General features: G+C 34.3%; 21 protein-coding genes and 1 tRNA gene. 5 read left to right on the forward strand and 17 right to left on the reverse strand.

All coding sequences use genetic code 11. The annotated features are described in order from the left end of the window. Positions 1 to 419: 419 nt before the first annotated feature. The 4 genes from Q0L29_RS12195 to Q0L29_RS12210 all read right to left on the reverse strand — a co-directional run bounded on the left by Q0L29_RS12195 (position 420) and on the right by Q0L29_RS12210 (position 3,846). Positions 420 to 492 (reverse strand) — tRNA-Thr (locus Q0L29_RS12195). Positions 493 to 626: 134 nt separating this feature from the next. Beyond that, positions 627 to 2,621 carry a DUF349 domain-containing protein gene (locus Q0L29_RS12200; protein ID WP_296622025.1) on the reverse strand — a complete coding sequence of 665 codons (1,995 nt, stop codon included), beginning with the start codon at positions 2,619 to 2,621 and terminating at the stop codon, positions 627 to 629. A gap of 61 nt (positions 2,622 to 2,682) precedes the next feature. Next, positions 2,683 to 3,261 carry a YqgE/AlgH family protein gene (locus Q0L29_RS12205; protein WP_296622027.1) on the reverse strand — a complete coding sequence of 193 codons (579 nt, stop codon included), beginning with the start codon at positions 3,259 to 3,261 and terminating at the stop codon, positions 2,683 to 2,685. Further along, positions 3,262 to 3,846 carry a tRNA-(ms[2]io[6]A)-hydroxylase gene (locus Q0L29_RS12210; RefSeq protein ID WP_296622028.1) on the reverse strand — a complete coding sequence of 195 codons (585 nt, stop codon included), beginning with the start codon at positions 3,844 to 3,846 and terminating at the stop codon, positions 3,262 to 3,264. Positions 3,847 to 3,959: 113 nt separating this feature from the next. Here Q0L29_RS12210 and pdxH point away from each other — a divergent pair, with 113 nt between their 5' ends. Further along, complete coding sequence (gene pdxH / locus Q0L29_RS12215; protein WP_296622030.1) at positions 3,960 to 4,601, forward strand: pyridoxamine 5'-phosphate oxidase; 642 nt, start codon at positions 3,960 to 3,962, stop codon at positions 4,599 to 4,601. Next, entirely contained in the window at positions 4,601 to 5,821 is a 1,221-nt protein-coding gene (locus Q0L29_RS12220; RefSeq protein WP_296622032.1) for a glycosyltransferase, read from the forward strand. Before pdxH ends, Q0L29_RS12220 begins: the two co-directional genes overlap by 1 nt. Before the next feature lie 553 nt (positions 5,822 to 6,374). Here the strand turns inward: Q0L29_RS12220 and bshB1 are convergent. The 11 genes from bshB1 to Q0L29_RS12275 all read right to left on the reverse strand — a co-directional run bounded on the left by bshB1 (position 6,375) and on the right by Q0L29_RS12275 (position 18,578). After that, positions 6,375 to 7,094, reverse strand: coding sequence for a bacillithiol biosynthesis deacetylase BshB1 (gene bshB1, locus Q0L29_RS12225; RefSeq protein ID WP_296622034.1), 720 nt, complete (start codon positions 7,092 to 7,094; stop codon positions 6,375 to 6,377). 104 nt (positions 7,095 to 7,198) lie between these two features. Next, positions 7,199 to 8,167, reverse strand: coding sequence for a thioredoxin-disulfide reductase (gene trxB, locus Q0L29_RS12230; RefSeq protein ID WP_296622036.1), 969 nt, complete (start codon positions 8,165 to 8,167; stop codon positions 7,199 to 7,201). Positions 8,168 to 8,288: 121 nt separating this feature from the next. Further along, positions 8,289 to 9,152 (reverse strand): RNA polymerase sigma factor RpoD/SigA, encoded by an 864-nt coding sequence (locus tag Q0L29_RS12235; RefSeq protein ID WP_013452378.1) that lies wholly within the window; start codon positions 9,150 to 9,152, stop codon positions 8,289 to 8,291. Between the two features lie 103 nt (positions 9,153 to 9,255). Further along, the gene (gene pnp, locus Q0L29_RS12240; RefSeq protein WP_296622040.1) at positions 9,256 to 11,397 is read right to left on the reverse strand and encodes a polyribonucleotide nucleotidyltransferase; all 2,142 of its coding nucleotides are present in this window, start codon (positions 11,395 to 11,397) and stop codon (positions 9,256 to 9,258) included. 147 nt (positions 11,398 to 11,544) lie between these two features. Next, on the reverse strand, positions 11,545 to 11,820 hold the full coding sequence (gene rpsO, locus Q0L29_RS12245; RefSeq protein WP_296622042.1) for a 30S ribosomal protein S15: 276 nt from the start codon (positions 11,818 to 11,820) through the stop codon (positions 11,545 to 11,547). 68 nt (positions 11,821 to 11,888) lie between these two features. After that, positions 11,889 to 13,520 carry an LptF/LptG family permease gene (locus Q0L29_RS12250; RefSeq protein WP_296622044.1) on the reverse strand — a complete coding sequence of 544 codons (1,632 nt, stop codon included), beginning with the start codon at positions 13,518 to 13,520 and terminating at the stop codon, positions 11,889 to 11,891. Between the two features lie 108 nt (positions 13,521 to 13,628). After that, positions 13,629 to 14,624, reverse strand: a complete 996-nt coding sequence (locus Q0L29_RS12255; protein ID WP_296622045.1) for an alpha/beta hydrolase — start codon at positions 14,622 to 14,624, stop codon at positions 13,629 to 13,631. A 9-nt stretch (positions 14,625 to 14,633) separates the two neighbouring features. Further along, positions 14,634 to 15,005, reverse strand: coding sequence for a DoxX family protein (locus Q0L29_RS12260; RefSeq protein ID WP_296622047.1), 372 nt, complete (start codon positions 15,003 to 15,005; stop codon positions 14,634 to 14,636). Between the two features lie 28 nt (positions 15,006 to 15,033). Continuing rightward, positions 15,034 to 15,483 carry a MarR family winged helix-turn-helix transcriptional regulator gene (locus Q0L29_RS12265; RefSeq protein WP_296622048.1) on the reverse strand — a complete coding sequence of 150 codons (450 nt, stop codon included), beginning with the start codon at positions 15,481 to 15,483 and terminating at the stop codon, positions 15,034 to 15,036. A gap of 156 nt (positions 15,484 to 15,639) precedes the next feature. After that, entirely contained in the window at positions 15,640 to 18,126 is a 2,487-nt protein-coding gene (locus Q0L29_RS12270) for a PIG-L family deacetylase (RefSeq protein WP_296622050.1), read from the reverse strand. Positions 18,127 to 18,185: 59 nt separating this feature from the next. After that, positions 18,186 to 18,578 carry a hypothetical protein gene (locus tag Q0L29_RS12275; protein WP_296622051.1) on the reverse strand — a complete coding sequence of 131 codons (393 nt, stop codon included), beginning with the start codon at positions 18,576 to 18,578 and terminating at the stop codon, positions 18,186 to 18,188. A gap of 144 nt (positions 18,579 to 18,722) precedes the next feature. On the opposite strand from Q0L29_RS12275, the gene Q0L29_RS12280 reads away from it, so the two are divergent. Together Q0L29_RS12280 and Q0L29_RS12285 are read left to right on the forward strand one after the other, a co-directional pair. Next, complete coding sequence (locus Q0L29_RS12280) at positions 18,723 to 19,598, forward strand: alpha/beta hydrolase (RefSeq protein ID WP_296622053.1); 876 nt, start codon at positions 18,723 to 18,725, stop codon at positions 19,596 to 19,598. Positions 19,599 to 19,790: 192 nt separating this feature from the next. Next, on the forward strand, positions 19,791 to 20,504 hold the full coding sequence (locus Q0L29_RS12285) for a tetratricopeptide repeat protein (protein ID WP_296622055.1): 714 nt from the start codon (positions 19,791 to 19,793) through the stop codon (positions 20,502 to 20,504). A 147-nt stretch (positions 20,505 to 20,651) separates the two neighbouring features. On the opposite strand, the gene Q0L29_RS12290 is transcribed toward Q0L29_RS12285, so the two are convergent. Beyond that, positions 20,652 to 21,674, reverse strand: coding sequence for a medium chain dehydrogenase/reductase family protein (locus tag Q0L29_RS12290; protein ID WP_296622056.1), 1,023 nt, complete (start codon positions 21,672 to 21,674; stop codon positions 20,652 to 20,654). Positions 21,675 to 21,870: 196 nt separating this feature from the next. Here Q0L29_RS12290 and floA point away from each other — a divergent pair, with 196 nt between their 5' ends. Next, positions 21,871 to 22,758 carry a flotillin-like protein FloA gene (gene floA, locus Q0L29_RS12295; protein ID WP_296622058.1) on the forward strand — a complete coding sequence of 296 codons (888 nt, stop codon included), beginning with the start codon at positions 21,871 to 21,873 and terminating at the stop codon, positions 22,756 to 22,758. A 112-nt stretch (positions 22,759 to 22,870) separates the two neighbouring features. Here floA and Q0L29_RS12300 read toward each other — a convergent pair. Next, positions 22,871 to 23,372 (reverse strand): isoaspartyl peptidase/L-asparaginase (locus Q0L29_RS12300; RefSeq protein ID WP_296622060.1); only part of this gene is annotated, 502 nt, incomplete at its 5' end.

Below are 23,372 nucleotides of genomic sequence, written 5' to 3' on the forward strand. Positions count from 1 at the left end.
GACAAACCTTTTGATGATCCACCTAAAACAAAAAATCAAGGCATACAGGGGGTTCTTTTTCCTGAATACGGCTAAAAATGGACTAAACTTAACTAGGATTAGGTTTTTCTCTCTATTTTGAATTATTTAGGACAGCATTGAAGCAAAATAAATTTAAATATAAAATCAGGGGAGAAAGTATATCGAAATTTTTATTAAAAAAATCTCTTGTTATCGCTATGAAATATCAAACTAAACCACACACAGATATAATAATCATAGTTGATTAGTTTTTCATTTAAGCTTAAAGTAAACTATGATAAAAAGTTTATTTAAGTCGGTACACACCATTAAATTTTGATAATTACTGAATCTATGTTTGACCCAAAAAGAAAAACCCCGCTCTAAATAAATTAAAGCGGGGTTTTTAAGTGTAAGAGAGCCTCCTGTCGGGATCGAACCAACGACCTACTGATTACAAGTCAGTTGCTCTACCATCTGAGCTAAGGAGGCTTAAAATATATTTAGAATGGATTCTAAACGCTTTTTTCAGTTTTTAACCTTTTGTTATCCCTGAATTCGGATGCAAATATAAAGGCTGTTTTTGTTAATCCAAACCCATTATCATAAAAATATTAAAGAAATTCTTAATCAATAGAGCGGACTATACGTAACTGCTTCTTTAACAGAGAGATTTCTTTCTCTGCGTCCTCAATTTTTTCTTCAAATTCTTTTTTCAATTTGTCTGCGGTCTTAGAAGAAGCAAAAAACTCCATGTTATTTTTCCAGGTCACAATGTCATTCTGCAAGTCTCCTATCTTTTTTCTTAAGGAATTCTCTTTTTGATTTAGCTTGCGATCAGAATTTGGTCCTGCCATTATTTTAGTAATCTGAGCCATCAACTTCACTTTTTCTTTCTGTTCATCATTGAGAACGTCTTCAGATTTATCAATGAAATTTTGAATGGAATTAGAAAAGTCTTCTTTAACTTTCTGAATAGCTTCTTTAGGCACAAATCCTATTTTACCATAGGCTTGTTCATAAGCATCCAATTGATCCAGATCACCTGGCTCTAGACCGTTGATTTGTGAAATGATATCCTCTTTAGCCTTCAAATTCTCTTCAAACTCTTTTTGAGCGTCTTTAGACCCTGCTCTTTTATTTTCGAAGAACTTATCACAAGCGGCTTTAAATTCTTTATATATACTCTCTCTGAACTTCTCAGGCACAGGTCCAACTTCTTTCCATTGTCTTTGTAATCCTTTTAATTGATCAGCGGTTTTATTCCATTCTGTGCTTTCAGATAACTCCTTTGCTTTCTCTACAAATTCCTGCTTTTTCTTCAAGTTTTCTTCACGCATACTGTCCAGACGCTTGAAGAATTCATGCTTATTAGCAAAAAACTGCTTAAAATTACCCCAGAAATTCTTATTGATTTCTTTAGCATTTTCTTTTGGAACTTGTCCTGTAGCTTCCCAATCCTTCTGAATAGCTAAAATCTCTTTAGTCTTAGTATTCCATTCTTTAATTCTATCTGAATCGAAATCTAAAAACGGTTTTAACTTTTCAATAATCTCTTCTTTCTTTTCGAGATTTTCAGTTTGAATTTCTTTTAAGTTCTTAACAAACTCCTTACGCTTTTCATAAATAGCATCAGAAGCAGCTTTAAACCTCTGCCAAAGTGGCTCTTGCTCTTCCTTAGGTACAGGTCCGATATGCTTATATTCTTCGTGCAAATCATTCAAATGCTTAATTGCATAAGGCACGTCTTCTGATTGAGCTAAATCCTCTGCTTTTACGCAAAGTTCAATCTTTGCTTCTAAGTTCTTCTTTCTATCTAATTCTTTTAATTCAAATAAAATACTTCTTTGATCGTAATAACGATCTAAAAGAGCATTATAATTAGCCCAAAGCGTTTTAGATTGATTACCTGGAACAGGACCAACCGATTTCCACTCTTTTTGTATTTCTTTGATCACGTTAAGTCCAGTAATGGTTTCTTCTCCATCTACCAAATCCCGCAATCTATCCAAGATCTCTATTTTAGTTTTGAGATTCTCGTCTTTTTGATGTTCGAGTTCTCTATAATGTTTTTTTCTTCTATCTCGATATAATTGAAAGTTTGCATCAAATCGCTCATTCAGCTCATCATGCTTCATAGCAAAATCAGCTTCTTCTCCCCCATCTGCCAAAAATTTATCTAAAGCTTCTTTTTTCTCCTTTTCATAAATTTCATCAAAAACAGGTTTTATTTCATTGATAATACGATCTACTTGCTTGAAATTATCACTTTTAGAAATTTCTTTGATAGCTTCCACTAGTTGCTCTTTGGTGAACTCAGAATAATCAGGTAATTCCTCATCTTCATCATGGTGTTCGTCATGATCATCCTGTTCTTGTTCATGTGTGGAGTCATCAGAAGCTTTAGTCTGATTATCCTCAGCAGGAGCATCATCTGTTGTCTTTTCCTCCTTTTGTTCTAAGGCTGAATCTTCAACTTGTCCTTCAGTTGATTCTTCTACTTGCTCTGAGGTGGAATTTTCTACTTGATTTTCTGATGTGGATTCCACATTCTCCTTCTCATTATCCAATTCGGAATTATTTTCCTTAGGATTTTCAGAAGTACCTTTTTCGTCTATCATAATAATTTTGCTTTCTCTGTACTAGGGTACAATATTAATTAAAAAATGTGAAAAGTTTCAATCAATTAAGGTTGGGATCCGATGGATAGTTGGCATAAATCTTAAACCTACCTCCCATTTTCTCCAAAATATTTTTCCAAAGCGTTTCAGGTGGACTACTAAATATATAAGAAGGATGCACCCCACGAGCTATAATCCAACTATTATGATCTATCTCTTCTTGCAATTGATTTTCTGACCAACCACTATAGCCTACAAAAAAGCGTGACTTTTCTTTATTAAGTTGCCCTTGTTGCATCAAACTCTGCAATGTCTCAAAATTACCGCCCCAAAAAAGTCCATCGGTGATTTTTTGTCCACCCTCTTTTAATTCTTCTATATTGTGGATGAAGTGTAATGTATTTTGTTGTACGGGACCACCTACGTATAAATTTGCTTCGAAAGTTCCGATTTGCTGTAATACCTCATCTACTTTTAAAATGGATAATTTATTCAATACAAATCCAAAGGAGCCTTCCTCATTGTGTTCGCACAATAAAATCACTGTCCTATCAAAATTTTGATCAGGCAGAAAAGGTTCAGAGAGTAATAAATCCCCCTTTTGTGGTTGTTCGATATTTTTAAATTCAAAAAACTCCATCTAATGAAGAGCTGCTTTTAAAGGTAATGCCTTGAGGATTTCAGCTTCTGCCTCGCTCATTTCATCTAATCTATTATATACTTCTTCCTTATCAAAATAATGAAGTGCCATATCTACAAAAATTTCACCATGCCTGGCTTCCGAAGCCCACAATCTATGGTAAAATTTTCGCAATTCTCCTTCCGGTAAAGCCTCATAAACCATTCTAAAACGCTCTGCTCCTCTTGTTTCCACCAATGAAGCTAATAATAAACGATCCATGAATCTATCTTCTCTACCTGAACGACAAATTTTAATTAAATCGTCCACATAAAAATCCTTTTCAATTTTATGAGGTAATTGTATTCCTTTGGATTGCATAATAGCATAAACATCACGAAAATGTTCTAATTCCTCAACTGCTGTATTAATCAGTTCCGGAATAATTTCTAATCTGTCAGGGAATTTAGCTACAAAACTCATGGCCATTCCGGAGGCTTTCCGTTCACAATTTGCATGGTCTTGCAAAAAACTATCAAAATCAGTCATTACGGTATCAATCCATTCCTGACTGCTGTCTGCTTTTAAATCAACCCTTAACTTCATTTAGAAAAATAATTTAACTATTTATCATTCAATAATTGGAAACAACTCGAAACAATAATAATTTTAAATTAATTAAACCGCTAATAATTTAAAGAGAATTCTCAAAAAAATAAATGAAGCAATCCATAGCAGACATCAGAAACGAATATACAGCCCTTAGCTTACAAGCCACAGAAGTTGATGCAAACCCTGTTGATCAGTTTTTAAGCTGGTTTGATATGGCTATTAATGCGGAGATTATGGAACCCAACGCCATGACTTTATCCACTATTGTAGGAAACAAACCCTCTTCGAGAATAGTGCTTTTGAAAGGAGTTGAGAATGAGCAATTTGTTTTTTATACCAATTATAATAGTTCAAAAGGTAAGGAAATGGCAAATTCGCCATATGTAGCTTTAAATTTTTTCTGGCCTGAATTGGAACGACAAGTGAGAATTGAAGGAGAAGTTAAGAAAGTAGATGAAGCTACTAGTGATGCTTATTTTAAAAGTCGACCAAGAGGGAGCCAAATTGGTGCATGGGTTTCCCCTCAAAGTGAGATTATCGAAGATAGAGAAATTTTAGACAAGCGATTGGTGGAAATTGAACTTAAATATAAAAATAAGGATGTTGAAAGACCTCCGCATTGGGGTGGCTATACTGTTAAGCCTACTATGATTGAATTTTGGCAAGGCAGACCTAGTAGATTACATGACCGAATCCAATATACCTTGTCAGAATCAAAAAAATGGAAGATTGAAAGATTGGCTCCTTGATGTCTAATTTATATTTCGAGCGATATGCTTACCCAAAGCGTTTTATTAAAGAACCAATTACAAAAAGTACTATTGTTAGTGTAGTAATTCCTGTTTATAAAGAAGAGAATTTAATTTCAACTTTAAAATCCTTAATTGCTTGTGAAAAAACAGCGTTTCCGGTCGAAGTTTTATTAGTGATTAATCATCCTGAAAATGTTGGGCAAGAAGTAAAAAACCAAAGTATTAAGACCGTCCATGAGATTAATAACTTTATTAATGAAACCCCTTCAGAACTAACATTTCATATTATTAAAGCTTTTGATTTGCCCTCAAAAAAAGCAGGCGTTGGCTTAGCCAGAAAAATCGGAATGGATGAAGCTGCATATAGATTTAATTCGATCAATCAAGATGGTGTCATTCTTTGTTTTGATGCAGATAGTCAATGTCAAAAAAATTATTTACAGGAAGTAGAAAAGCATTTTTCAAATAACACTAATTGCACAGGTGCCTCTATTCATTATGAACACCCCCTCTATTTAGATAATGGTGAAATTAATGAAGCCATAATTTTATACGAATTGCATTTGCGCTATTATATCCAGGCATTAAAATTTACTGGATATCCTTATGCATTTCATACCATTGGTTCCAGTATGGCAGTCCGTTCTTCAGTCTATCAAAAACAAGGCGGCATGAACCAGCGAAAAGCCGGTGAAGACTTTTATTTTCTTCATAAAATTATTCCATTAGGCAATTTTCATAATATTTCCACTACCAAAGTGATTCCTTCTGCAAGAATATCAGACCGAGTACCTTTTGGCACTGGTAGAGCCATGCAGGAACATCAAAACCAATCTAAAGACTTGAATTTAAGCTATGACTTTGAAAGCTTTAGGCTTATAAAGGAGTTTTTAGGAAAAATTGATTGTGAAAGCTTTATTGAAAATATCCCAGTAGTTGTATTGGAGTTTTTAAAAACCTCCGATTTATTGAGTGAATTGGAAAAAATTAAATCGCAATCAAAAAACACAGACCACTTTCGAAATCGGTTTTTCGAATGGTTTAATGGTTTTAAAATGCTCAAATTGGTTCATTATCTAAGGGATAATCATTATCCTGAAAAGGAATTAATCATGCAATCGAGTGAATTATTACGAGAGATTGGACTGCAGAAAAATACGGAATTAACAGCTTTAGAATTGCTTGAGATTTATAGGGCCTTGGATGCTGAGGATTGATGGAAAATTGAAACTTTGTTTCCATTGGTTGAGACCTCTTTCTTTAATGGGATACCTCACACTGTTTGTTTTGGACGATTTTCTATCAATGCAATTATTTATTATGTTAGACACTAATAATATCAGCCCTACGGGCCTCAGGCTATCCTTTTTGATTCTTGCTACCATAATTTTAGCCCGATGGGGCAAAAATATCTTCTAAAGGAGAGCATTTTGAAAATAATACATTCTTTAACTTCTACTTGAAGTTTATTATGATAGGCATACACATGGTAGCAAAATCCCAAAGGGTTGAAATTATGGTAACTAAACTAATAGCAGAAAAAACCAGCTCTGTAAGGGTCAAATTACTTAGGACATGACATAAGTACGGAGCTTCTCTCGGTCTGACGGTTTTTAACATATAACATTCAATTCTATCTTCAAGCATTGAAAATTTTAACGGCTTCGATTTTAGCTTTTTTTCCACACCGTCTGACCGATAATTCTGAAATTGATTTTTTAGCGATTAGACGGTTTTTAACCGTCAAACCGCTGCACAGAAAACTCATAATCAAATCAGCCCATTCAAATCCTTTACTCCTAAATACCTTTCTACAGTAAAGCCTTCAGCATAATCAACTCCAATAATTTGCCCAAATTCCATTGCCCTTGCTTCAATCATTTTCAAGAATTGTGGACTTGAAATATAGGTTTCGGGCTCATCAGAACCCTGCTTATAAAATTGCGAATCAAAAGCTTTAATAGCTTTCATTTTCTTCTCCCACTGCTCACTTACGTCTACAACAAAATCAGGTGTTATGGGCAAACTTTGAATATAGTGATATACTTGTTTTGGTCTATAGGCATCTTGATTATTCCCTTTGTCATCTTTGGTTTCAAATTTCTTTAAACCAGCTAAAAAAACAGATTCAGAAATCAATCCTGATGCTCTTGCATGGTCTGGATGTCGATCAGAAATGGCATTAGCCAAAACAATATCAGGTTTATATTGTCTGATTTTTTTTACTATTTCTTTTTGATGCGGTAAATCATTTTTAAAAAAAGCATCATCGAAACCTAGGTTTTCACGGACTTTCAAGCCTAAAATATCTGCACTTGCAGTAGCTTCATCTAATCTTTGCTTAGGAGTTCCGCGAGTTCCCATCTCCCCTTCTGTCAGATCAATGATTCCAACATGCTCTCCCATTTCGACATGCTTGGCCAAAGTACCGGCACATGACAATTCAATATCATCAGGGTGAGCTGCAAAAGCTAAAATATTTAATTTCATATTATAATATTATAAAAGATCTTATGTAATTACAATTACATAAGATGTATAAACATTAATTAGTTTAATAAAAAAGGAGAGTTTTCACTCTCCTTCAATATAAGTTAAGCTTTTTCTGCTACTTCTTCCTCTTCTAACTCATCCTCTTTTTCAGCTAAAAATCTTTCCGCATCTAAAGCAGCCATACAACCAGTTCCTGCGGCTGTTACTGCTTGACGATATATAAAGTCTTGAGCATCACCTGAAGCAAAAACACCTTCTACTTTTGTTTTAGTACTTCCGCTTTTAGTGATAATATACCCAGCTTCATTCAAATCTAGGAAATCTTTAAAGATTTCAGTATTTGGTTTGTGACCAATGGCCACAAAGAAACCAGTTGCTTTTATTTCTGTTTTCTCGCCACTAACGTTATTTACCACTCTTACACCTTCTACTTCATCTTTACCTAAAACTTCTTCAGTCTCGGTATTCCAAAGAATCTCGATGTTTTTAGCTTTTTCTACACGTCTTTGCATGATTTTAGAAGCTCTCATTTCATCCCGTCTCACGATCATGGTTACTTTATTACAAATATTGGATAAATAGGTAGCTTCTTCAGCTGCAGTGTCTCCTGCACCAACTACTACCACATCCTGTCCTTTGTAAAAGAACCCATCACAAACTGCACAGGCAGAAACACCCATTCCGTTTAATCGTTGCTCAGACTCTAATCCTAGCCACTTAGCAGAAGCTCCAGTGGAAATGATCACGGCATTTGCACTGATTTCATGTTTATCATCAATAATGACTTTATGAGGGTATCCGCTGAAATCAACTTTAGTTGCCAAACCAAATCTCACATCAGTTCCAAATCTTTCGGCTTGTTTTTGAAAATCAACCATCATTTGTGGTCCATTAATCCCATCAGGATATCCGGGATAATTTTCAACATCATTTGTAATGGTCAATTGACCACCTGGTTGTCCACCTTGATATAAAACGGGTTTCAAGCCTGCTCTTGCTGCATAAATAGCAGCTGTATATCCTGCTGGACCTGAACCTATAATTAATACATTTACTTTTTCTTCTGTCATAACGCTCAATAATTTCTTGAATAATGTTACGGTCGTCTGCTAAAACAGATGTGAATTTAATTAATAAAATAAAAAAAGGTCTTAAAAAAGACCTTTTTATGTATCATTTGTTACGCAAATCTTATCCTAAGTAAGGCTTCAAGGCTTTACTTCTGGAAGTATGTCTAAGCCTTCTGATCGCTTTCTCTTTGATTTGTCGTACTCTTTCTCTTGTTAAATTGAATTTCTCTCCTATCTCTTCTAAGGTCATAGAATGCTCACCATTTAATCCAAAGTAAAGTGTAATTACATCTGCTTCTCTTTGAGTTAAAGTAGATAAAGCTCTTTGCACCTCTCTTCTTAATGAATCATTCATTAATTCATCATCAGGAGATTCTTCACCGTCATTTTCCAATACGTCCAATAAGCTATTTTCCTCACCTTGAACGAAAGGTGCATCCATGGATACGTGACGACCAGAGATTTTCATGGTATCAACCACTTCATTAGAAGTAACCTCTAAAACTTCAGCTAACTCATCCGGAGATGGCTCTCTTTCAAACTTTTGCTCCAAGGTAGAGAAGGTTTTAGATATCTTATTCAAAGATCCTACTCTGTTCAATGGAAGACGAACAATACGCGATTGTTCTGCCAATGCTTGCAATATGGACTGTCTGATCCACCATACTGCATAAGAAATGAATTTAAAACCCCTTGTTTCGTCAAATCTTTGTGCTGCCTTGATCAAACCTAAGTTTCCTTCATTAATCAAGTCTCCTAAGGATAAACCTTGATTCTGATATTGTTTGGCCACAGACACTACGAAACGCAAATTGGCTTTAGTCAATTTTTCAAGTGCAAGTTGGTCACCTTGTTTAATCCGAACTGCTAAATCTACTTCTTCGTCCGGAGTCAACAAATCTACTTTACCTATCTCTTGTAAATATTTATCGAGGGATTGACTCTCCCGATTGGTGATTTGCTTGCTAATCTTGAGCTGTCTCATTAATTAATATTAAGTTAAAATTTAAACGAACTCTTAACATAGAGAAGGAACAAAACAGTTCCCTCTCTACATCAAAAATGTAAATATTTCATTAAAAATGAAATTATTTTTCTTCTTTTTCCGGCTTAGGTAATAATGCCTTTCTTGATAATCTTAATTTTCCGGTCTTACTATCGATGTCTATCAACTTCACTTTCACTTCCTCTCCTATCTGTAAAACACCTTCCATATTCTCTATTTTCTCATGTTTGATTTCAGAGATATGTAAAAGACCGTCTTTTCCTGGCATGATTTCAACAAATGCTCCATAAGGCTGAACTGCTTTCACAACTCCGTCATATACTTCACCAACTTCTGGTTTTGCAACAATACCTTTGATCCATTTTACTGCTTGATCTAAAGAATCTTTATTTACGGCAAACACATTGATTTTACCGCCTTTTTCAGTTTCTTCGATTACAACAGTAGCGCCTGTAGTTTTTTGAATCTCCTGAACAACTTTTCCTCCAGGTCCGATTACCGCACCAATCATTTCTCTATCGATTTCGATATTAACAACTCTTGGAGCATTTGGTTTATAATCTTTTCTTGGAGCAGAAAGCGTCTTCAACATTTCATTTCTGATATGGTCACGACCAGCTTTTGCCTGGTTCAAAGCTTCCATCAATAATTCAGAAGAAAGTCCATCTACTTTGATGTCCATTTGACAAGCCGTGATACCTTTTTCAGTACCTGTAACTTTAAAGTCCATATCACCAATGTGATCTTCATCTCCTAAAATATCAGAAAGGATAGCATATTTCCCCGTTTCTGCATCAGAAATCAATCCCATTGCAATACCAGATACTGGCGCTTTAATAGGAATACCTGCATCCATCAATCCTAAAGACCCGGCACAAACCGTTGCCATAGAAGATGAACCATTTGATTCTAATATATCAGAAACAATACGGATAGTATAAGGTAATTCTTCCGGAGAAGGTAAAATTTGCTTCAATGCTCTTAAAGCTAAGTTACCATGTCCTACCTCTCTTCTTCCAGGACCTCTGTTAGGTCTTGCTTCACCTGTAGAGAATGCAGGGAAGTTATAATGTAAGATGAATTTATTATATCCAGAATGAACTGCTCCATCTACCATTTGCTCATCTAATTTAGTACCAAGCGTTACAGTAGTAATTGATTGCGTTTCACCTCTGGTAAAAACCGCTGATCCATGAGCAGAAGGTAAATAATCTACTTCACTCCAAATTGGTCTTATTTCATCCAATTTTCTACCATCAAGTCTGTTACGAGTTTCTAAAGTAGCGTTTCTAACTGCTTTCTTTTGAGTATCTTGCAAATATTTCTTTGCTAAAGAAACACTAATTTCAGATTCCTCAGGAATAGCATCGATATAGCTTTCTTTGATCTCTTTAAAAAGTCTTCCTCTTTCTTTTTTATCAGCTAACCCTTTTGCGGCAACATCAAAATACTGTTGGTAGTGCTTATCAAAGATTTCTTTTTCTAATTCAGGATTAGGTTCTTCTTCGTGATTATATTCTCTTTTTTCAGTTTTGCCAGCATCTTTAGCTAAATCTAATTGTGCTTGACACTGAGGCTTAATAGCTTCATGTGCAAAATTAATTGCATCTACCATTTCTGCTTCAGAAATTTCTCTCATTTCACCTTCTACCATCATGATGTTATCAATGGTAGCAGCAATAATCATATCTATATCAGACTCAGCTAATTGCTTAGCAGTAGGATTAGCGATAAATTCACCGTTTACTCTCGCAACTCTTACTTCTGAAATTGGCCCTTCAAAAGGAATATCTGAAGCCGTTAAAGCTGCAGAAGCTGCCAAAGCAGCTAATGAGTCAGGTAAATCATCTTCTCCCAGAGAGAATAACTGAATAAATACCTGAGTTTCAGAATGGTAATCAGATGGGAATAATGGACGTAAAGCTCTGTCCACTAATCTAGAGGTTAAAACTTCATAATCAGAAAGTTTCCCTTCTCTTTTTAAGAAACCGCCAGGAATTTTACCTGAAGAAGCAAATTTCTCTTGGTAATCTACTGACATAGGAAGGAAATCAACTCCTTCTTTTGCTTCTTGACCGGAAACAACGGTAGCTAATATCATGGTGTCACCCATTCTTACTTCTACTGATCCGTCTGCTTGTTTTGCTAATTTCCCTGTTTCTAAGCTTATTTCCCTTCCATCAGGTAGGTTGAATGTTTTTTTAATTGCATTTGGTATAGCCATAAATAATAGTTTTTTTACTGTTTTCTCGTCTTGTTGTTAATTTTCCGCATTTGCTATACACGTCCTGTAAAAGATGTGGTATTTGTAATGAGGTGATAATAATGGAAAAAGGGAACCCATAAGATTCCCTTTTTAATGAAAAGTAATTTATTTTCTTAAATTCAATTCAGCAATAATTGCTCTATATCTTTCAATTTCATTGTCATGAAGATAATCTAACAATCTTCTTCTTTTACCTACAAGTTTTAAAAGACCATTTCTTGATGAGTGATCTTTCTTGTTTACTTTTAGATGCTGCGTTAAATGACCAATTCGGAAGGTGAAAAGCGCAATTTGAGATTCTGCCGAACCTGTATCATTTTCTGCTTTTGACCGACCATGATTTTTGAACAGCTCTTTTTTCTTTTCTGTGTCTAAATACATAGTTAGCGTTTATTAAAATATTTTAAGGCGCAAATATACGTATAATTATTTGTGATCAAAAACACTGCTTATTTTTCCTTTTTAAAAAATTTGAAAACTTTAGCAATCTTTACAGCATAATAGTCAGTTTCAAATAATCTGGAATCATTTCTGGCTTGTCTTAGAAAGAATAAACCAAACGGAAGCAAAATAAAATTAGAAGCCCAAACTGCCCAGAAATTACTTATATCTCCTGCCCTACCTAATTTTATCCCGGTAGTATTGATAACATAAGAAACAATAAAAAATAAAATTGAAACTATAACAGGAAAACCTAAGCCTCCTTTTTTAATAATCGCCCCTAAAGGTGCGCCAATCAAAAACATCACTATACATGCCACCGCTTGGGAAAGCTTTGAATTGGCTTCAATACCGTAAACATTGCTTTCAAATTCCCTATTTTCAATCCTTCTGTTTTCTCCTTTCAATCTATTTTTAGCGAATCTAGGCTTGTCAACGACATTTAAAAGATTTCCTCTATTGATTGTGTTAAAAAAACTATCCGCTTTATTAACTATGGCTGAATCATATGCTTTAATATCTTTAACATTCTTGATTTTAACTTTTTTTGCATCTTCTACCCTCTCCGGTACAAGACCTTTTGCGGTTACTAATTTCTCTTTATTAACCTTAGCTGCATTAGTTTCAATATTTTCGTTTGACAAATCGCTTGAATTCTCTTCTGCTAAACCATCTGTTTTAGTGGTATCTGCTCTCATTTTCTCCCATAATTCAACAGATTGAGGCTTAATTTCATCAACATCATCCAAGTGAATATTGAAAAAGCGTGGAGTATATCTATAAATAGATCTTTTTGAATCAATTATATCATTACGCATCGAATCAACATCATTTCGTAACTCTTGCTCATTTTTCATTAGCCGATTAGAAGAAAACAAATCTTTATCTGTTCTTTCCATTTCGAAAGATGCCAAACTGAAAACAACTTTATTATGTTGAAAAACATTTCTAACGTAATTAGATGGTTTATTAGGCTTTGTCGCATCTTCTTCAGTATAGCTTTTTCCATCGAAAAGCTCCATTACTAAATATTTATCTCCTAAAATAGTATACATCAAGGCTGAATCAGCTAAGATAATTTCAGTATTTCCCTTCTTTTTGGAATGATTGTAAATAATAAGATCTCCTAATGATTTATCATCATCGTATTTCTTATTCGCTTTTATACTATAGCCAGGTATTCCACCATAAAATGCCCCTTCCTTTATATCAATTGAAGGTTTTTTCTGTTTGATATCATAAAGTAAACTGTAAGCCTCAAGATTCGCTTTTGGCACAATAAAATTATTGGAATAGTATACCAATGCACTCAAACAAACCACGAATACAAAAAGAGGTCTCAGAACTCTTACGAGAGAAATACCAGCACTCTTTATAGCCGTTAATTCAAAATGCTCTCCTAAATTTCCAAAAGTCATAAGCGATGACAACAATACTGCCAGTGGAAAGGCAATTGGAGTCATATTAATACTGAAATATGCTATTAATTCGGTAAACACCTCAAAACCTAAATCCTTGCCCACAAAGTCATCAAAATATTTGAGCATGTATTGGGTTAATAGAATAAACACCACCACAAAAAATGTGATGAGAAAGGGGCCAATAAATGATTTGAGAATTAATTTATCTATTTTTTTCATTCAAATTTTATTGAATTGAAATGCTACAAACATTCACTTTTTAAATCTAAACTGCAAATAAACAAGAATTATGCTAAAGATTTAAAAAAGCGATAAATGAATTAAAATTTACTTTAAAACTGAGGATTTAATAAATTTCCAAGTACTATCTCTTACCCCTATCCAATCCTCGGAACGTAAATCGGAAGCAATGACATGATTGCCTGTTTTTGGAAATGCTAATGCTTTTTTGTTTTCTGTAGCCAATTGTTCGAACATTTGGTTCATGGCTGTAACTGATACTACCTGATCCTGATTATCTTCATCCTTATAATAATATGCCATGAAAACCGGACATTCTACCTTTTTAAAAACCTCCGGCTGCATACTTTCATGAATCATACTAAAAAGAGAGTAATAAGCATCCATGTGATAATATTCAGACCAGTAAGCCGCCACAGAGTCTGGTCTAACTTCATGATTAACGTCTCCACCCATTACCCACTTTGTAAAAGTCTCTCCCCATGGGCCTAAAACCAATTTCTCATTAGAAGGGTCTTTCAAGGCAATATAAGGAGAATATAAAACAAGAGCTTCAATTAAATCAGGGAATTGAGCTGCTAACCATATGGCTTGAGACCCACCAGTAGAGGTACCTATTAAAATAATCTTATCTCCTAGTTGTTCCCCAATGGAAAGTGCTTCCATGGCAGACAACATATAAGAGTTTGCCGTTAACCCTTTAAAAGCTTCTTGAGATGATAATCCATGGCCTTTTTGTCGAGCTAAAAATAAATTGGCTTTTAAACTATCCGCTAAATTTCTGTGGACGGGATATCCTTCTTGATGGCTAGCTCCAAAACCGTGAAGATATACTACGGCATATTCAGTTCGAGTAAATTTTTCATCATTCCAAATTATTTGAGCTTGATTATTAGCTTTAATATCAGTTAATTCACTCTCCTTTTCATCAACCCAACTTTCTATTGTGAGGATATCAGCAGGTATTTCAGGAAGGGTTTGAGAAAATGATGGGGTGTCAATTTTAGGCCCTAAAAGATAAATAACTACTAAACCAATCAAAACAATTAATAAGCCAATTAATATTCGTTTGATAATTTTCATAAATTCTGATTAGTTTGTTTTAAAATAATTCCCTAAAATTAATGCTCCACCAGCTAAAGCAATATCTTTTAATAAGGAACTTGAAGCCAGCTGATCTCCCTCTATAGCCAATGGTAAATGCACAAATAAAGCAAAAACCAAAAGCATTAGAGCAAGTAGATTTGATATTAATTGAACTTGTTTTTTAATTAAAATACTGATTCCTGCCGCTATTAATGCAGCACCAGTTAAATAAACCCATAAAGTTTGGCCTGGAATAAAAGAGGGTACTACATTTTGTAAAGTTCTTGTGTTTACAAAATGAAATACCCCGAAAATCACCATTGGTATGGCAAATAAATATCTCCCTATGTTAGCTATCAGGCTCATTTTAATTTTCATTGATTAAAACAACCCAATATAAAAAAAATTATCCTCTTATCTTATCTAATGCATTATTAACTGCCTCAGCGTCTTCTTCTGTTAAAACCATCTCTTCGTTGTGGAAATTCAATAATTCAGGTTCTATTTCTTTTAATAATTTTTGACCCGCTGTAGTAATAACTACATCAACCTGCCTTCTATCATACATACAGGTTGAACGCTCTGCCCAGCCTTTTTCAACTAATTTGTCAACCAAACGTGAAGCGTTAGACATTTTATCCAACATTCTTTCCTGTATAGAGGAAACAGTTAAAGGATCAGGAAATTTCCCTCTTAATATCCTTAAAACGTTATACTGAGGTGAAGTAAGTTTATGCTTTTTGAAAATCTTATGCTGCACGGAACCAATCCAATTAGCAGTATAAATAACATTCAAAATAGCTTTTTGCCTTTCGGTTTCAAACTTCGATTGCTTAATTTCTTCTTCTAATTTCATTTTATTAAATATTTTAATTAATTCTTATTAAGTAACCCTTACTTTTCTATGTACTGTTAATACATTAAACACGAAAGTATGTTTTTTGTTTCCATGTTTAAACATTTAATCGACCAACCATCAAAATATTTTGATGAACGGGTGAATAATTGTTCATTATTTTGGATTTGGGGCTAATAAATTGGCTAAAAGACGATAGGCACCAGGAACGCCAGCAGGAAGTTCTCTAAAAAAACTTAAGCCGGTATAAACAAATTTTCCTTTTCCAAAATCAGCTATTAATAAAGCTCCTTTTTTAGGTATTTCTTCCGGATCATTCCCAACTAAAATTGGCTCATATTGCTTATCCCATTTATTAGGAAAATAAAGCCCTCTTTCCTGAACCCATCCTTCAAAATCTAAAGAGGTTATTTTATTAGGATAGTTTAAAGCCCTATGCTCTGGGTTTACAAATTCCATAGTAGCCTCCTCAACTGTTATTCTATCTCTGGATAAATTTAGGGGATATGGCCAGAAATCCGTATCAGGTAAACTGTAAGTTGTGTTATATTGAACCATATAAACACCACCAGAATTCATATATTCATTCAATTTACCATAATGTATTTGCAATGCTTGATTCACATTATATGCCCTAATTCCAGCTACCACAGCATCATATTTTTTCAATTCCTCTAAACTGATTTTTTCTATATCAATAAAATCAACTTTATATCCCATGGCAATCAATGCTTCGTCTACTGCATCTCCTGCTCCTTCTATATATGCAATTTTTTCACCTTTGATTTTTACATCTGCTAAAACTAATTTTTGTTGTGCATCTCTTATGATTATTTGATTAGGAATATGATCATATTGGATTTCCTGAACACTTTTATCAATAGTTTTATCTTTAATTTTAACAAAGGCTTTTAAATCGAACTTTCCTTCATCTCCGCCTGAGGTAATCTTGATTTTGAAATCTTTGGAGGAATTCCTTACTAAATTTTCAAAGGATAGATCACCATCATCCGTTTTAGCTTTCCACCCTTTAGGTAATTCCAATTCCAAACTACCTGAAACATCGTCTTTAAGTGCTTTGATTTTTATAGAAATTTCTTTTTCCTGACTTCCAGTAGTAAAAATTGAAACCTTCTCGTCAAATTCTATTGATAGAGGTGGGATAATATATAATGGCTGAATAATCTCTCCATTGATTCTGTCTGAGCTTTTATATTTTAATGGACTTTCGAAATAAAGATCATTACCGTTAATTTTCAAATTAACTCCAGCAACAATAGCGGGATCATTTTCTGCTTTCCCTATTAATTTTTGATCTTCCACTTTATAAAGTCCATTAGCAGAAGGATCATTTAACCAATAAGGATTAGAATATGTAAAATCAGCTGGAATACTGACCGCAAAACTCTCTAATTTTACTTGATTATTATCCAAAATACCCGAAATCGATAACTCTTCTCCAAGAGAATTTACATTTGCATCAACTACCTGAATATCAACAGTTGATCGATTTACCAATTCCATATTTACATTAATTTGATCTCCAGGAGATGCATAAGGATTGTCATGATAAAATAGATGATAAAAGCCTGCACAATTAAGGATTAGCTTTTTTATGGCATTTAATTTATCCTTTTTGACAGCAGATTCATTAAGTTTCTCAATCAGATTTTTAATTACGAATAGTTGATCAATTGAGGATTCTGGTTGCTTAAACTGAAAATCATTAATTAATTTATCTATGGCTTTCTGGATTATTTTACCATTTTTAAAATTGCCCCAATAATGATCCAGTCCGGAAAACAATTCCTTTTCATTTTCAGGTCCATCCCAGTATTCAAAATATTCAATCTCATCTCCCCTGCTTCCAGCTGTACCAAAGGCCTGAGATTTATGTCTACTTCTACTTAGTGCGGCCATTTCTGTATAGGAAATTCCTAAAAGAGGTGAATATCCACCAGCATTTTCAGTAATATATTGTGATCTGTCAAAATCTTCATTCCTTCTAAAAAACCATGAAGAAGTGTTCCAATAGATTTTCTTTGGTTGCCAGGTCGTGGTCCATTTCAATTGCTCAGGAAAGGCACTTTCATCACCCGCCATATCAAAAGCTTCATGAGCTAAGATTGCAGAAGCGGTATGATGACCATGTGTAATACCTAGTGTTTTATTAAATCTTGTTACAATTATATCTGGTTGGAAATTACGAATAGTCCACACCACATCGGACAACACTTCTTCTTTACCCCATTTATTAAAAGTTTCATCAGGGTTTTTAGAGTATCCAAAATCATTGGCCCGAGTAAAGAATTGTTTACCCCCATCTATTTCTCTGGCCGCTAATAATTCTTGAGTTCTTATTAATCCTAAACCTTCTCTTAACTCTGGTCCTATTACATTTTGACCACCATCTCCTCTGGTAAGCGATAGGTAAGCCGCATCAAACTTTTTACCATTTTCAACATAAGCTATCAATCGAGTATTTTCATCATCAGGATGTGCTGCCAAGTATAAAACACGAGTTGTATTTCTTAATTTTTCCATCTGATGTAAAATTTCAGATGCTGAAATCGGCTCTTTTACCTGAGCATTAATGGAAGCAACAAAAGTAAAGAATAGAAAAATAGATAAGATATATCTCATTTTGATAAAATTTTAAAGCGATTTAATTAAAATACCTTCTCTGAACAACTGATTATAGTTCAACGGCTTTTTTCTGATTTGAATGCGGCCAAAACAATTGAAAGTAAGGGAATTAACCATACCAAATCATTCATTAGCAAATGGAACATAAATTTTTTGGTGAATTGGGCATCCATAATTAATAAATAAACTGCAATACCCCCGAATAATTTTGCAAGGAAGGAAATTAAAATAAGCCATCTAAACTTAAGAGGTTTTAAAAAACCCATGAACAGCATTATGGCCACCACTAAAATACCTATTGCTTGATAAAACACCCATTCATTTTGACTTTGCGCTCCTTCTGTCATCCATTTCAAATAACTACTGGGACTCCAGAAAAGAAAAACTGCCCATGCCATATTATAAACTGAGGCGATCAATAGAACACCTCGCATCCAAGCTTGTATCATAATGTTTGTTTAAAAAATCAAAAATAATTTTCCTAGATAGTCTTTCCTATAACATTCTGTCTAATGGTAAATAAAATAATACCTTTCTCTTTACGGAATATCTACAAAGGCCAAACTTAAAAATATCGAAAGAGTTAAAATAGTATGTTAAAGATTAAATCTACTAAAATAATAAAAATTTCATTTCCTTCCTTACTCTTCATTTTAATGGTATCATTATCTTCCTGTAAGGTTACCAAAAGTAAAGATATAACTTATATGAAGGAGGGGTTTGATGAGAATTTACCAGAAAAAAGTCTTAACATTTTTTCGCCTAAAAAGTCAGAAGAACTTAAGCCGGTATTCATTTTTATCCATGGTGGTAGTTGGGATTCAGGTAAAAAAGAACTCTATAGTTTTTTCGGTAAAAGATTAGCCCGTAAGGAGATTGTGGCAGTTATTATTGATTATCCCTTAAGTCCGGAATATATTATTTCAGATATGACAAAGGCAACGGCTCAGTCTGTGAAATGGGTAAAAGAAAATATAGACGAATATGGCGGTGATTCAAGCCAGATTTTTGTTTCTGGCCACTCTGCAGGAGGCCATTTAGCAGCACTACTGAGCACCAAAGATGAATACTTTGAACCATTAGGTATAAAAAATCCCATTAAAGGGGCGATTTTAATTGATGCGGCCGGACTGGACATGTACACCTTTTTAAAGAAAAAGAATTATCCTGCAGGTACTTCTTACTTAAAAACATTCACTAACGATTCTGTAATTTGGAAAGAGCACTCTCCCATTTACTTTATTGATGACAATGATCCATCTTTACTCATTATGATGGGAGGAAATACCTTGCCTGGGATACTTTCCAGTACTAAAAGATTTTTGGAAGAGTATAGAAAAATAGTACCCGACCCCAATTATCATCTTCAAGAGGGCAAAAAGCATATACCTATGATTCTTCAATTTTTTAATAGTAATAATAAAACCTACGATTGGATTGAAGATTTCATAGAGAATAACAGTAAATAATAGTTAAAATTTCGAATTATTAAACTCGCATGCTTTTCTATAGTTATAATCTGTAATAGATTTGTTTTTAATTTAATTAGAGCCTATTAGGCAAATACACCAGAACCATTGGTAACTATTTGAAAATCAGATAAAATGACTAATGTTTGTGTAATTTAATTTTAGAACCCATATAATTGATATAAAAAATTAATGGAAGATATTAATATTTTATTAGCTAGTGCATCCTCTTACTGCCAGACAGGAGATTTTAAACAAGGAATACATTTGTATTCTCAATACATTACGCAAAACAATCAAAATCCAGCTGCATTTTATCAAAGAGGTAAAGCATACTTCAAAATAAAAGACTATCAAGCCGCTCAGTCTGATTTAAGTAAAGCCATTAAACTAAAACCTGAAAGTGCAGAGCTTTTTGCAGAAAGGGGACTTATTTACTATATGGCAAAGCAGCATGATAAAGCCATGGCTGATTTTAACAAAACGGTGGAAATGGAACCCGAAAATCCTTTTAGATATGCTAGTAGAGCTTTTATAAAAGATCATATGAATGATTTGGAAGGCGCTAAAAAGGATTATCAAAAAGCTTTAGAACTCGATCCTGAAGATGCCATTTCTCATAATAATCTAGGCTTGGTATTAGGTAAAATGGGCAATCATAAAAAAGCAGAACAGCATTATAAAGATGCAGAAAAAATTGATCCAAAGAATTTTGGTATGAAAAAATCTGAGGAGCAAAAAACTGATGCTGCCCCTCAGCCTAAACCAGAACCCGCTCCTATGCCTAATATTAAGCCTGCAAAAAAAGAACGCCCATCATTTGGAAGTACTTTCAAATCACTTTTAACCTCAGCAGAAGAAAGAAAGGAGTTTTGGCAATTTGTAAAGGAGAAGGTATTGAAGTGATTAGGTTTGTAGGTTTTTAAGTTGTTAGGTACACATGTTAGCGTAGAAAGAAAGTTGACTGAGGGGTGTAGGGTGATGGATGTAGGATGACCTGGAGCCCTTAGGTTAGTACCGCAGGTCCGAAAGTAAATCAAGAGAGTCTTGTATTTAATCCAAAGTCAGCACCACTTTGCCCATTGTTTTCCCAGATTGAAATAGTTTCAGTGCTTTATGCATTTCTTCAAACTTAAAACGATGACCAATAAAAGGAGCTTCCATATTGAGTTGTTCCAATTCCTTTAATATTTGCTGCATCAACTCTTTCCGATCATACAACCATATTAAGTTGAATCCTAAAATACCCTTATTGCTTTCGATCATTTTCTGAGGGTCTATTTTAGGACGAGTTAAGTATAACCATGCCAATCTAGGCCAGTTTGGGGAGTTTTTAGTATCTCCGTATCGAGCTGATCCATAATTAATTACACGTCCTTGGGGTGCCAGCATATCATACCCGATTTTAAAAATCTTCCCTCCTATGCATTCCATAATCAGATTTAACTCTCGGCCGGCTAAGGCTTGTTCCAAATCCTTTTTAAAATGCTTCGATCGAACAATATATTTATGATAGCCTTCTTTTTTGAGTAAATCAATTTTAGCAGCAGAACCAATTGTCCCAATAGTATAAGCCCCTTTTTTTAGAGCCATTCTATTTGCTAAAAGGCCTACCCCACCTGCTGCAGAATGAATTAAAACTGTATCTCCCTTTTGTAAATTTCCCAAATGGAACAACCCATAATAAGCAGTTAAAGCCTGTACTAAAAATGAGGCCCCCTCTTCAAATGACCAGTTCTCTGGAATTTTATTTACATAAGCCGCATCAATATTGATATGAGAAGTATAAGCTCCAAAGCGAGTAACACCCATCACTCGGTCTCCTATTTCAAAATCAGTAACTTTTTCTCCTTTAGCTATAATTTCACCTGAGTACTCCAAACCAGGAATAAAGCTCCCTTCAGGGGTAGCGCTATATAAACCTAAAATGGCAAAAATATCAGCGAAATTTAATCCAACCGCTTTAATTTTAACTTGCACTTCATGTGCATCAGGATTTGATAATTCTTCTTCAACTAATTTTAATCTACAGAATGAACCTGCTTTTTGAGTACGATATGATTTTCTGACGAGCATGATTGATATTTATGAATTCAAAAATATAAAATGAAGATGACTATTTTTGGTTTAAGTTAAAAAGGTTTAGATTTTTAATATAGCACCAAGATTTTGGGATAATTAAATACAATAGCTAAAATAAAATGTATTTAATCAAGATAATATATCCTAGCAATTCACTACCTTTCTGCACACTAAACAAAGCTGATATCCAATGGCATTTAATTCTATAATCCTCTTAGTTGCCATTTTGGTTGGCTTATGGATCTTCTTATTTATATTTCCTATTAACATTTGGATCACTGCCATTTTTTCGGGCGTAAGAATCAATTTGTTAGAATTAGTATTTATGCGATTCCGAAAAGTACCCCCTGTATTAATCGCTAATTCTATGATTAATGCCACAAAAGCGGGTATTTTGGATGTCACCACTGAAGAAATGGAAACACATTATTTGGCTAATGGTAATTTACCAAACGTCATTAAAGCTTTAATAGTGGCAGATAAAGCCAATCTAAAATTATCATTCAAGCAAGCCACCGCTATAGATTTAGCAGGGAGAGATGTTTTACAAGCCGTTCAGGTTTCCGTTACTCCTTATATGATTGTAGTTCCCTCAATCACAGGAGTATCCATAGATGGTATTCAGTTAGTAGCTGAAGCAAGAGTTACAGTAAGAACCAATTTAGAAAGATTAGTAGGTGGAGCAGGCGAAGAAACTATAAAAGCCCGTGTTGGTCAAGGAATTATCTCTTGCATAGGAACAGCTAAAACCTATTACGAAGTTTTAGAAAATCCTGAAAGCATTTCTAAAAAAGTATTAGCAGATGGCTTAGATGCTGGAACCGCTTTTGAGATTTTATCCATTGACATAGCCGATATAGATATTGGGAAAAATATTGGAGCTTTCCTTCAAATTGACCAGGCTTCTGCAGATTTGAATATAGCAAAAGCAAAAGCAGAAAAAAGAAGAGCAATGGCTGTAGCACTTGAGCAGGAAATGTTAGCTCGTGTGCAAAAAGCTAAAGCTACTGTTATTCAAGCTGAGGCAGAAATTCCTGTTGCTTTGTCTGGTGCTTTTAGAACTGGGAGGTTTTACTAGAAGTTAGATGTAGTTGGGAGCCTGAGGTAAGAAGTTTGAAGTATAAAATTGTGCTTCTGCTCAGAATTATTTAATGGGTGATAGGTATCCCAGTTTATGAGATACTCCCCCATTATTTTACTAAATAATCGGCATCTACTAATCTGTTTCCGCTTTTTTTACTTAAAACAGCAAAATTAAATCCTTTTTGGAGACTGTAAGAACCATATTCACCGTCTTTATTTAATGCAATAAAACCTATCTGGGTAGTGGAGTAATCCTCTCCTCTAAGTTTAAATTTCTTAAGAATGAGTTGAACAGCGGCTTCGCAGGCATCCTGAGGTGATTTCCCATGGCGCATTTGCTCTACAACTAAATGAGATCCTACCACTCTTATAATTTCTTCTCCATGCCCCGTAGCCACAGCTGCTCCCACTTCATTATCCACATATAATCCTGCCCCAATTATTGGAGAATCCCCAACCCTTCCATGCATTTTATAGGCCATACCACTGGTGGTGCAGGCCCCTGATAAATTACCATGCAAATCCAAGGCAATCATTCCAATTGTATCATGATTTTCAATATTTACAGTCGGCTTATATTCAGATGCCTTAAGCCACTCTCTCCATTCC

The sequence above is a fragment of the Marivirga sp. genome, assembly GCF_024636815.1.
Taxonomy (GTDB): domain Bacteria; phylum Bacteroidota; class Bacteroidia; order Cytophagales; family Cyclobacteriaceae; genus Marivirga.